Raw genomic sequence first — 11041 nt, 5'->3', positions numbered from 1 at the left:
TACGCCTCAGCGATCTGCCGCCCCACCGTGTAGTACGGATGCAACGCCGACAACGGATCCTGAAAGATCATCGCCATGTCCCGGCCCCGCAGCCGCCGCACCTCCTCCTCCGGCAGGCCGACCAACTGACGGCCACCCACGGAGATCTCCCCGCTGATCGTGGTGCGCTTGGCGTTATGCAGGCCGAGGATCGCCAGCGAGGTGACACTCTTGCCCGAACCGGACTCCCCCACGATGCCGAGCGTGCGACCCCGCTCCACCGAGAACGACGCCCCGTCAACGGCACGGACCACCCCGTCCTCGGTGTCGAACCGCACCCGCAGATCCGACACCCGCAGATAGGGGCCCTCGCCCGAGCGGGGCGCCGGTAGCTTCACCATCTCGATCCCTCCGTCAGTTCAGCCGGACCCGCGGGTCGATGACCGCGTAGAGCACGTCGACCACGATGTTGGCGACCACGATGAACACGGCCGCCAGCAGCACGGTCGCCATGACCACCGGCAGGTTGAGGAATTGCACCGCCTCCACGGTCGCCTTGCCCAGCCCCTGCAAACCGAAGATGGTCTCGGTGATGAACGTCCCGCCGAGGCTGGTGCCGATGTCCAGGCCGGCGATGGTGACGATGGGCGTGATCGCGGCCCGCAGCGCGTGCCGGGTGTGCACCTGCCGCGTGGAGAGCCCCTTGGCCCGCGCGGTCCGCACGAAGTCCTCCGACAGGGTCTCCAGCATCTGCGCCCGGGACAGCCGGGCGTACAGCGCCGAGTTGAGGAAGCCGAGCGTCATCCAGGGCAGCAGCAGGCCCACCGCCCACCGGGCCGGGTTCTCGGTCAACGGGGTGTAGCTGGGGAACGGCAGCAGCCCGGTGGCGTACACCAGCAGGTAGAGCAGGATCAGCCCGAAGAAGTAGACCTGCATGGACGCCCCGGCCAGGGTGATGCCGATCGCGGCCCGGTCGAAGACCGTTCCGCGGCGCAGCGCCGACACCATGCCCAGCGAGACGCCCAACGCCAGCCAGAGCACCGCGCCACCGAAGACGATGCTGAAGGTGACCGGGAGGCGCTGGGTGATGATCTCCGTGACCGGCTGATTGTTGCGGAACGAGTAGCCCAGGCAGGGTGCCGGACAGTCCTGCCGGAAGTCCCCCGAGCCGTACGTGCGGCCGACGAAGACCCCCTTGACGAAGTCCGCGTACTGGCGGGGCAACGGCTGGTCGATGCCGAGCCGCTGCTCGACCTGCGCGATGTCCTCGGTGGTGCAGTTCTTGCCGCACATCACCTTGGCCGGGCTGCTCGGCACCGCGAAGAAGAGACCGAAGGTGACCAGGCTGATGACCGCGAGGGTCACCGCGGCGACGAGGAGCCGCCGGAGGACGAAACGGAACACGGGAACACCTCCCCGATGGACGGTGGGGGCGGCCCGGACGAGGGCCGCCCCCACGGCGGTCACTGCTTCACGTAGATGCCGTTGAGTGAGATGATCCCGAAGGCGTCGCTGAGGAAGGCGTTGCCGACCTTCGATCCGTGCAGCTCGTAGGTGGCGTCGTAGTAGCAGGGCACGACCGGGACGTACTCCCGCATGATCTTCTCGTCCAGGGCCATCCACCCGGCGTCCTGCTCGGCGGCGGGCAGGTTACGGACCCGGTCGACCTCGGCGCTGATCGACGGCTCGTTGAGGTACGAGACGTTGTTGTTCCCCTCGGCGACGATCTCCCGCCCGTCGTACACCGGCGGGATGACGGTCGAGCCGGTCGGCCAGTCCGAGCCCCAGCCGCTGATGTAGAGGTCGTACGGGTTGTTCTTGCGGCCGATCTCGTCGTAGTAGCTGCTGTTCTCGATGGGCTTCATCACGATGTCGAAGCCCATGTCGGTCAGGTTCTTCCGGATCGCCTCGGCCTGCTGGGTCCGCAGCTCCGTGTTGGAGTGGGCGAAGACCAGCTTCGGGCGCTTGCCGGCGAGCAACTCGGTGACCTTGGCCTTGTCACCGGTGACCGGGGCGTTGAAGACGTCGTACTTCTTCCAGCCGGCCGTGGTCGGCGACATCAGCGTGGTGGCCGGGGAGCCCGCCGCCTGCCCACCGATCGCCTTGAGCGCGGCGTCCTTGTCCACGGCGTAGTTCAGCGCCTTGCGGACGTTCAGGTCGGTGACCCGCTGGGTGTTGATGTTCAGCACCCAGGTGTACTGCGTCGGGCCCTTGACGACCCGCTCGACGACGCCGGCCGTGGTGGTCCGGGGCAGCACGGCCGGCGGCACGTCGGTCCAGCTCAGCGCGGCCTGGTCGGCCGCGGCGTCGGCGACGAGCCGCTCGGCGATCTGCGCCTGCTCCAGGCCGAAGGTGATCCGGATGGCGTCCGGGTACGCGTTGCGGATGGGGTCGGTCTTCGGGTCCCAGTTCGGGTTGCGCTCCAGTTCCAGCGCCACGTCCCGCTGGTACGACTTGACCTTGTACGGCCCCGAGGAGAAGGGCCGCAGGTCGTAGTTGGCCCGGGTGTCCTTGGCGGCGGGCACGGGCGCGCTGGTGGGCAGCGCGGCCGCGTACGGCAGGTCGCAGTGCGCCTCCGGGAAGGTGAACCGGATGGTCCGGTCGTCGGGCGTCTCGATGCCGTCCGGCGCCGGCTTGCCACCGTCGTACGGCCCCTGGTACTTCGCGTTGTACGCCCCACCCGGGTAGAGCCACTGCTGGATGTAGTGCGGCCCCTCGTTGAGGTTGGACGCGAACGAGCGGGCGATGCCGTAGGCCACGTCCCTACTGGTCACCGGGGAGCCGTCCTCGTACTTCACCCCCTCCCGCAGGGTGAACTCCCACACCTTGCAGTCCTTGTTGACGTCCTTGCCTGGATCGGTGGCGAGGTCGCCGACGAGCAGCAGCTTCCCGGTGCCGTCCTCCTTGTAGCCGTTGAGCGCCCGGTAGAGGAGCCCGCCGGTGACCTGCTGCACGTTGACGTAGTTACGGGCCGGGTCGAGGTGCTCGAAGTCGGAGTTCTGCATGATGGTGAGGGTGCCGCCGCGGGCGGCCCCGTCGACCGCCTTCGCCGGGCCCTGGTTGTCGGCGGGCTCGTAGGAGACCGAACCGGTCTGGGTCTTCGTCTTGTCGTCGCCGCCACCACCGCTCTCGGTGGTCGGGCTGCAACCGGCGGCGACGAGCGCCGCGGCGAGGACACCGGTGGTCAGTGTCCGGGTTCGTGCTCGCACGGTGTGCTCCCTTCCCGCCCGGCGGCCCCGCCGGCCGGGCGTGTTTGATGGCCGGGGGGTTACCGGGTCGACCGGGGATCCAGCGAGTCGCGCAGGGCGTCACCGAAGAGGTTGAACGCCAGGACCAGCAGGAAGATCGTCAATCCGGGGAACAGGGTGTACCAGGGGTCGCTGGCCACGTAGCCGATGCTGTTGTAGATCATCCGGCCGAGGTCAGGCGTGGGTTCGGTGACGCCGATGTTGACGAAGGCCAGGGCGGCCTCGATGGCGATGAACTGCGGCACGTTCAGCGAGACCGTGACCAGGATCGGGGCCCAGATGTTCGGCAGCAGTTGCCGGAACAGGATGTGCCCGGTGCCGGCGCCGGCGGCCCGGGCGGCCTCGACGAACTCCCGCTCGCGCAGGGAGATCACCTGGCCGCGGACCAGCCGGGCCGTGTACGTCCAGCTGAACAGGCCGAAGGTGGCGATGATCAGGGCGACCCGGAAGGCCGGCGGCGGCGCCTCCCGCTCGGTGTAGAAGCGGTCCTGCAGGATCGGGATCACCGCCAGGGCGAAAATGAGGAACGGGAACGCCAGCGTGAGGTCGACCAGCCAGTTGATGACGCTGTCCAGCCAGCCGCGCGCCCACCCGGCCACCACACCCACCGTCACTCCGATGACCGACGCCAGCAGGGCCGAGGCGAAGGCGATGAACAATGACGTCCGCAGTCCGTACACCAACTGGAGCAGGATGTCCCGACCGCTGCCCGGTTCGAGTCCGAGCCAGTGTTCGGAGCTGATGCCGCCGGCGTAGCCGATCGGCATTCCGAAATCGTTGAGCCGATCCACGAACTTGTCTGTCGGGTCCATTCCGGTGAGCCAGCCGAGCAGTGGCGCGCAGAGGGCGACGAGGGCGGCGACGACCAGCGTCAGGGCGCTGAGTCGGGCGATCCGGTCCCGCTTGAGCCGCAGCCAGGCGAGCTGGTTCGGCGACCGGCCGACGATCTCCCGCCGGCCGGTCTCGGGCGGGGATTCGGTTTCGACGGCGACGTCCGGGGCGGCCGGGTCACCGGGCGCGGTCAACGACGGTGGGTGGGACATGTCGCTCATGAGGAGCCCTCCCGACGGCGACGAAAACGTCCTGCCACCCGACGGTAAACCGCTGGGGAACGACGAATTGAATCGTTACGGTAACGGCCGGATCGGTTGTCAGACATTGACAACGATCTGATTTACGGAATGACTCGGTGCAATAACGGACCGATTTGGTTGTCATCCGTTCGGCCATCTTCCCGGCAGTTTCCGAATACGCTGCGGCGGACCCGCCTTCCGGTTGTCACCCGTTTGGACATTCCGGCCCGCCCGCACCCGGCTCTCCCCCGCCCGACTCCGCGACCGCCGGCCGGCTCGCCGCCTGTGTTCGGTGACCTCGACGTCCTGGCTGGGGACCCGGGTGCCGCCGGCTCAGCGGCCGAGCGAGATGGAGGCCCGGTTGATGTAGCCGACCTGGACGGCGAAGGCCGCCAGCGCCACCACCACGCCGACCGCGATCGCCAGGCCGGGTGCGGCGCCGGACAGGCCGCTCAGCAGGGTGGCGCCGAGCCCGATCAACAGCGCGTTGACCGCGCCGACCAATGCGGCCGCGGTGAGCAGCATGTGCCGGCGGCCGGGCCGGCTGCCCACTGCCGCCCACTCCGCCCGTGTGCCGCCACCCTGGGTCAGGGCGTCGGCGAAGAAGTCCTGGTCGTCGGCGAACCGCCGGTGGTACCAGGCGCGGATGCGCTGGATCCGCTGCAGGTCCACCTCGTTCTCCACCATGCTCTGCACCAGCCGGGCGAAGGTCAGCAGCCCGGTGATCACCAGGGTCGGCAGCACGGCGCCGAGGTACGGCCGCACCAGGTGCCCGCTGCTGGAGACGAAGCCCAGCCCGATCAGCGCGGCGGAGAGCATCGACATGAAGATCGTGGCCCGGCCGACCGACTCGGTTATGGTGGCGCTGCGGGAGGTCTGGAGCACGAAGTGCTCGGTGGTGACTGCGGTGAGCAGGGCCTGCTCCCGCGCCTGCTCGTCCATCCCCGCCGCCTCCTTCGTCACTCCACGATACGGAGCAACACCGCATCCCGGAGCAGAACGGGCAGGGTGTCGCCCCGCCCGCCGTCCAGCCACGGCCAGGGCGGGACAATGGCATCCGGATGCGGCGGTGGTGGCCGGTGGTGGCGAGACGATGGGAGGCCGGGCAGGGTGTCCGAGGCGGCGGAACGGCAAGCGGTGGCGAGTGGGGGGCGTGAGCTGCAGGCCGACTGTGCCCGGTGCTTCGGAATCTGCTGCGTCGCGCCCGCGTTCGCCGCCTCCGCCGACTTCGCCATCGACAAGCCCGCCGGGCAGCCCTGCCCGAACCTGCGCCCCGACTCCCGCTGCGGCATCCACCGCGACCTGCGGCAGCGGGGTTTCCCGGGCTGCACGGTCTTCGACTGCTTCGGCGCGGGCCAGCACGTGGCGCAGGGGACATTCGGCGGGCGGGACTGGCGGGCGGACCCGGCGAGCGCCCGGCGGATGTTCGACACCTTCGCGGTGATGCGACCGCTGCACGAGCTGCTCTGGTACCTCACCGAGGCCCTGGCGCTGACCCCGGCCGGCCCCCTGCGGGACGACCTGGCGGCTGCTCTGGCCGAGACCGGGCGGCTCACCGACGGCACACCGGACGAGCTGCTCGCGCTGGACGTCGACGCCCAGCGGGACCGGGTCAACCAGCTGCTGTCCCGGGCCGGCGCGCAGGCGCGGGCCGGGCGGGAGGGCGTGGACCGGCGCGGGGCGGTGCTGATCGGGGCGGACCTGCGCCGGGCCGAGCTGTCCGGGGCGAACCTGCGCGGGGCCTGCCTCATCGGCGCGGACCTGCGGGGCGTGGACCTCGGCGCGGCCGACCTGACCGGGGCGGATCTGCGCGGCGCCGACCTGCGCGGCGCCGACCTCGGGCGCTGTCTCTTCGTGCACCAGTCGCAGCTCGAGGCGGCCCGCGGCGACCATCGGACCGTCCTGCCGCCCCGCCTGCGCCGGCCCGCGCACTGGTCGCTGACGGTCACTCCGGTCCAGCCCTCGCGTGGGCGACCCGGCTCCGCACGCCGCCGGCGCTGACCGACTCCGGATGCGGCATCCCGGGGCCGTCCCACCGCGCGGGCCCCGCGCCCTGCCGCACACCCGAGTGGATCACGCGGGACGTCGGAACTGCTCGCCCCGGACACGGCGTTCGCCCTGGGCCGAGGGGAGCCGGCCGGGCGGTGCCGCACGTTTCGGGGCGCCGGAGCGGGGTAGCCGGAGTCGGCGGCACCTCGGGCGACGCGGGTGACGCAGCACCGACGGGAGGCGGACGGGTGAAGTATCGGGTACGCCAGGGCGAGCAGCCGGTCGATCCGGCGCACGCCGAGGACGAGGCCGGTCAGGCCCGGCTGGTCCAGGTCGACGCGGACACGGACGTACCGGCGCCGGAGCCGGGCACACCGAAGCCGGACGTGGTCACCGAGGACGACGGCTCCGGGGTGGCCGGCGGGTCGTCGGGCACCAGCGCCGGCGGCTCGTCGATGCCGACGCACCCGGATGCGCCCCGCTGACCGGGGCGTTTACCCACGAGCGACGCGGGCAGGAGTTCGACATGACGAGTGAGCATTTCGGCCGCGCGCCCACGGACGAACCGGACGGCGCCACCGCGTACGAGGCGTCGCTGCGACCGCCGGGCGAATCCCTGCACACCACCGACGACACCGGCGACGACTTCGCCGACCTGCCGGCCGAGGATCGACGCTCCGCCCGGGAGACGAGCCGGGCGGGCTACGACGTCGACCAGGTCTCGGGCACCGGCGAGCTGCCGAACGTGGAGTGATCCGGCCGGGACGGCGGGTCGAGGCTGATCGCGCCCGACGGGCAGAGGTCGGCGGCCTGCCGGACCCGGTCGGCCGCGTCCGGCGCGGGCTCGGCGCGGCGGAGCACCACGAGGCCGTCGTCGTCCTGGTCGAAGACCTCCGGCGCGGTCACCACGCAGTTGCCCGACCCGCAGCAGCGGTCCCGGTCCACTCGTATCCGCGCGACCGCCGCCTCGGTCACCAGGTCACCGGCAGCGCGTCGAGGCCGAAGACTACCGAGGTGTCCCGGGTCGGCAGCCGCCCGGCCTCCGTGGCGGGCCGCAGCCGGGGGAACCGTCGGGCCAGTTCCACCAGGGCGACCCGCAGTTCCGCCCGCGCGAGGGGCTGGCCGATGCACTGGTGCACGCCGAACCCGAACGCGAGATGCTGCTGTGCCTGCCGGTACGGGTCGAACTCGTCGACCGCGTCGAAGACTCCCGGGTCCCGGTTGGCCAGGGAGAGCACCCCGATCGCGCCCTCCCCCGCCCGGATGAGCTGCCCGCCGATCTCGACGTCCTGCACGGCGAGCCGGGGCAGGCCGGTGCGCACGATGCTCAGGTAGCGCAGCAGTTCGTCGACCAGACCGTCGGCGTGTCCGGGATCGTCGCGCAGGGCGGCGTACCGGGCGGGGTGGCGGAGCAGCAGCAGAGTGCTCAGCCCGATCATGTTGGCGGTAGTCTCGTGGCCGGCGATGAGCAGCAGCACCGCCATGCCGACCAGCTCGTCGACGGCGAGCTCGCCGGTGTCGACCCGGTCCCGGGCCAGGCGGCTGAGCAGGTCGTCGGTGCGGTCCCCGGCGGCCACCTTCGTCTCCACCAGCCGGTGCAGGTAGTCGCGCAGCTCCCGCACGTGCAGCTGGACCCGGTCCGGTGGCGCGTCGCGGTCGATCAGGGTCCGGCTGCGTTCCTGGAAGAAGTCGTGGTCGGCGTACGGGACGCCGAGCAGGTGGCAGATCACCATCGAGGGCACCGGCAGGGCGAAGTGCGCCACCAGGTCGGCGGGCGGGCCCGCGTCGCGCAGCCCGTCCAGGGCCCGGTCGACGGTCTGCCGGATCAGCGGCTCGATCCGCCGCACGTTCTTGATCATGAACTCGGCGGTGAGCATCCGACGCAGCCGGAAGTGCTCGCTTCCGTCCATCCGGATGAAGCCGCCCCGCCGGTCGCTGGGCGCGCCGGGGGCCACCCGGCGCAGCAGCGGGAAGCCCGGTCGGCTGAGGTCGGCACTGAAGCCGGGGTGGCGCAGCAGTTGCCGGACGTCGGCGTGCCGGGTGACCAGCCAGGCGGTCTCGTCGGTGGGGAGCCGGACCCGGGTGACCGGCCCGGAGAAGCGGTGCCGCTCCGCCGCGTCGAGCGGGACGAGCGGGTCGCGGTCGAGGTTGATCGGCGGCCACAGGGGCAGGTCGGTGAGCGGCGCAATGGTCACGCGGACACCTCCGGGGGGCGACTGTCCGTGACGGCATCGATCCGCTACGTTACTCATCGACGGGGTTCGACACAACCCGTCGGCGTCAGCGGGCGGCGACCGCCTCCGCCCGCGCCTCGGCCATGCCGCGGTTGGCCAACGCGTCGGCTCGCTCGTTCTCCGGGTGTCCGTTGTGGCCCTTCACCCACAGCCAGGTCACGTCGTGCCGGGCGCAGGCGGCCTCCAACCGCTGCCACAGGTCGGCGTTCTTCACCGGTTGCTTCGCCGCGGTCAGCCAGCCGTTGCGCTTCCACGAGGCGAGCCAGCCGGTGATGCCGTTGCGGACGTACGTGCTGTCGGTGTGCAGGCGCACGGTGACCGGTCGGGTCAGGCTCTCCAGCGCCTGGATGGCGGCGGTCAGCTCCATCCGGTTGTTCGTCGTCGGCGTCGCCTCACCGCCGCACAGCTCGCGCTCGTGGTCGCCCCAGCGCAGCACGACACCCCAGCCGCCGGGGCCGGGATTGCCGCTGCACGCCCCGTCGGTCCAGATCTCCACGACCCTGCCGCTCACGTCGTCCGCCATGCCGGCAACCTACCCGGTACGCCCGCCGGCGCGAGCATCCGACCCGGCCGAGCCGGGTCCCGGAAAAGCCCGCGACACCCGCCCGACGGCCTGGCAGGGTGACCGGTCGTGGACGGACGCTGGGACGGCCTGCGCGCCGCGGTACGCACGACGATCGACGAGCTGGTCACCTCCGGCCAGGAGGCCGGGGTGCAGGTGGCCGCCTACCTGGACGGCGAGCCGATCGTGCAGAAGCAGGCGGGCCTGGCCGACCCCGCCACCGGGCGACCGATGACCGCCGACACCCCGATCCACGCGGTCTCGACCGGCAAGGGGCTCACCGCCACGGTGGTGCACGTGCTGGCCGAGCGCGGGCTGCTCGACTACGACCTGCGCATCGCCGACGTGTGGCCGGAGTTCGCCCGGCGGGGCAAGGACGGGATCACCCTGCGGCACGCGCTCACCCACACCGCCGGGCTGCCCACGCTGCCGGCCGACACCGCCCCGGAGGACTTCGCCGACTGGGACCGGATGTGTGCGGTGATCGCCGACGCCGAGCCGCTGTGGGCGCCGGGCGCACGGCTGGCGTACCACGCCTGGACGTTCGGCTGGATCGTCGGCGAGGTGGTCCGGCGGGTCACCGGCCGGCCGATCTCGCAGGTGCTCGCCGAGGAGGTGGCCGGCCCGCTCGGCGTGGCCGGGGAGCTGTTCCTCGGGGTGCCGGAGGCGGACCTGCCCCGGCTGGCCCGGCTGGAGGACGCCGGTCTGACCGCGATGATCGCGTACGCGAGCGCGCACCTGCCGAACTTCGACGCGGTGGCCCCGCCCGGCGTCCGACCCGACGCGACCATCGGCAGCCGCCCCGACGTGCTGCGCGCCGACGTGCCGGCGGTCGGCACGATGAGCGCCCGCGCGGTCGCCCGGATGTACGCGGCCCTGCTCGGCCCGGTCGACGGCGTACGGCTGATCTCACCCGAGCGCCTGGCGGAGGTGTCGGCGGTGGCGGCCCGCGGCGAGGACTGGGTGTTCGGGCAGGAAGTGACCTTCGGCCTCGGGTACGCGGTCGACGGCGACGGGTCGTTCGGCACGGCCGGCAGCGGCGGGAGCCTGGCGTTCGCCTACCCGGCGTTGGGGCTGACGGTCGCGGCGGTGCGCAACCGGCTCGGGGCGGGCGACGGCGACCCGATGGAGGGCCTGCGGACGCTCGTGCGCGACGCGGTGGTCGCCGGATCCGCCTGAGCGGACCGGGCCGGCAGCGCCGGATGTGTCCGGTGTGGTGGCTGACCCTCGCCGTGGACGAGGTGCCGCCCGGTCTTGCCGCCGCGACCCGACGCACCCTTTCGGCGGCCCGTCCGGTCGGCCGCCCGGCTGCCTGGGCCGACCGGACGAGGTGGTCCGGCCCGCCGGTCAGGTGCCCGGATCGCACGAGCGGTCCGGCGGGCAATGGTCTGCTCAGTCATCGCGGCCGGCGGCGAACCGGTAGACCCGCCACGCCGTTCGGAGAAATCCTCGGCGGGCCCGGTGGATGCCGGCAGATACTTTACGAAGCAAAGACTCAGCCGAACAGCCACAGTGCCGTCACCCGAAACAATTCCTGGCCATTGCAGGCGGTGAAGACAGACGATCACGTCGTGGGCCACTGATCTGTTCGCGTGGACTGCCGTCCGCCGTTCATCAAAAGGCTTTCCGGCTTACTGGGAGCCGGCTGCGGCATCCTTCTGCCGTCTCCACCGAGCGATCACTCAGTGCAACGTGAGGGTTGCCTAGCCGTACTTGGCGCAGTCAGGAGCGGTGGATCAGCGGCCGGAACGCCTGGTGAACTCCTGTCACCTTCACGACTGTTCGCCTGTTAGACACCTCGCGTTTGCCATCCGTAATCTCAGGCGAACCCGCGGACATCCCTCAACGCCCACGGTGCCAGGGCGGGAACAGTTCCCGCCCGGCGCAATTTCGGACTGGCTTCCGTCGCTGTTTCTGAGCCGGATTTCCGGCGGCTCGTCACTGCCCGGAAGCGCA

Annotated in this window: 12 protein-coding genes; 4 read left to right on the top strand and 8 right to left on the bottom strand. The window is 71.6% G+C overall.

All coding sequences use genetic code 11. The annotated features are described in order from the left end of the window. From ACFYML_RS35185 to ACFYML_RS35165, 5 genes are all read right to left on the bottom strand, one after another. Positions 1-380 (bottom strand): ATP-binding cassette domain-containing protein (locus ACFYML_RS35185; RefSeq protein WP_387424750.1); only part of this gene is annotated, 380 nt, incomplete at its 3' end. A 13-nt stretch (positions 381-393) separates the two neighbouring features. Beyond that, the gene (locus ACFYML_RS35180; RefSeq protein ID WP_357447378.1) at positions 394-1383 is read right to left on the bottom strand and encodes an ABC transporter permease; all 990 of its coding nucleotides are present in this window, start codon (positions 1381-1383) and stop codon (positions 394-396) included. A 59-nt stretch (positions 1384-1442) separates the two neighbouring features. Continuing rightward, positions 1443-3188: an ABC transporter substrate-binding protein gene (locus ACFYML_RS35175; protein ID WP_387424749.1), complete on the bottom strand. Its 1746-nt coding sequence runs from the start codon at positions 3186-3188 to the stop codon at positions 1443-1445. Between the two features lie 59 nt (positions 3189-3247). Continuing rightward, positions 3248-4279: an ABC transporter permease gene (locus tag ACFYML_RS35170; protein WP_387424748.1), complete on the bottom strand. Its 1032-nt coding sequence runs from the start codon at positions 4277-4279 to the stop codon at positions 3248-3250. 354 nt (positions 4280-4633) lie between these two features. After that, positions 4634-5242, bottom strand: coding sequence for a hypothetical protein (locus ACFYML_RS35165; protein ID WP_357447369.1), 609 nt, complete (start codon positions 5240-5242; stop codon positions 4634-4636). 168 nt (positions 5243-5410) lie between these two features. Here ACFYML_RS35165 and ACFYML_RS35160 point away from each other — a divergent pair, with 168 nt between their 5' ends. From ACFYML_RS35160 to ACFYML_RS35150, 3 genes are all read left to right on the top strand, one after another. Then, positions 5411-6301, top strand: a complete 891-nt coding sequence (locus ACFYML_RS35160) for a pentapeptide repeat-containing protein (RefSeq protein WP_387424747.1) — start codon at positions 5411-5413, stop codon at positions 6299-6301. Between the two features lie 236 nt (positions 6302-6537). Beyond that, a complete protein-coding gene (locus ACFYML_RS35155) occupies positions 6538-6774 on the top strand; it encodes a preprotein translocase YidC (protein WP_073834566.1) in 237 nt (78 codons plus the stop codon). A gap of 41 nt (positions 6775-6815) precedes the next feature. Beyond that, complete coding sequence (locus ACFYML_RS35150; protein WP_357447365.1) at positions 6816-7043, top strand: hypothetical protein; 228 nt, start codon at positions 6816-6818, stop codon at positions 7041-7043. Here the strand turns inward: ACFYML_RS35150 and ACFYML_RS35145 are convergent. The 3 genes from ACFYML_RS35145 to rnhA all read right to left on the bottom strand — a co-directional run bounded on the left by ACFYML_RS35145 (position 6992) and on the right by rnhA (position 9046). Then, positions 6992-7264 carry a ferredoxin gene (locus tag ACFYML_RS35145; protein WP_387424746.1) on the bottom strand — a complete coding sequence of 91 codons (273 nt, stop codon included), beginning with the start codon at positions 7262-7264 and terminating at the stop codon, positions 6992-6994. The two genes, ACFYML_RS35150 and ACFYML_RS35145, sit on opposite strands and share 52 nt — an antisense overlap. Then, positions 7261-8484, bottom strand: a complete 1224-nt coding sequence (locus tag ACFYML_RS35140; RefSeq protein ID WP_387424745.1) for a cytochrome P450 — start codon at positions 8482-8484, stop codon at positions 7261-7263. The genes ACFYML_RS35145 and ACFYML_RS35140 overlap by 4 nt, the downstream gene beginning before the upstream one ends. An 85-nt stretch (positions 8485-8569) precedes the next feature. Next, positions 8570-9046 (bottom strand): ribonuclease HI, encoded by a 477-nt coding sequence (gene rnhA / locus ACFYML_RS35135; protein ID WP_357447356.1) that lies wholly within the window; start codon positions 9044-9046, stop codon positions 8570-8572. A 108-nt stretch (positions 9047-9154) separates the two neighbouring features. Here rnhA and ACFYML_RS35130 point away from each other — a divergent pair, with 108 nt between their 5' ends. Further along, positions 9155-10264, top strand: a complete 1110-nt coding sequence (locus tag ACFYML_RS35130) for a serine hydrolase domain-containing protein (protein WP_387424744.1) — start codon at positions 9155-9157, stop codon at positions 10262-10264. The last annotated feature ends 777 nt before the right edge of the window (positions 10265-11041 follow it).

The sequence above is a fragment of the Micromonospora sp. NPDC007230 genome, assembly GCF_042869115.1.
Taxonomy (GTDB): Bacteria; Actinomycetota; Actinomycetes; order Mycobacteriales; family Micromonosporaceae; genus Micromonospora.
This window is presented reverse-complemented; position numbering and strand designations above follow the sequence as displayed.

What these genes read in the sequence shown, in the direction of transcription:
- ACFYML_RS35170 (WP_387424748.1), bottom strand. Translation starts at nt 4,279, where the DNA reads ATGAGCGACATGTCCCACCCACCGTCGTTGACCGCGCCCGGTGACCCG.
- ACFYML_RS35165 (WP_357447369.1), bottom strand. Translation starts at nt 5,242, where the DNA reads ATGGACGAGCAGGCGCGGGAGCAGGCCCTGCTCACCGCAGTCACCACC.
- ACFYML_RS35150 (WP_357447365.1), top strand. Translation starts at nt 6,816, where the DNA reads ATGACGAGTGAGCATTTCGGCCGCGCGCCCACGGACGAACCGGACGGC.
- rnhA (WP_357447356.1), bottom strand. Translation starts at nt 9,046, where the DNA reads ATGGCGGACGACGTGAGCGGCAGGGTCGTGGAGATCTGGACCGACGGG.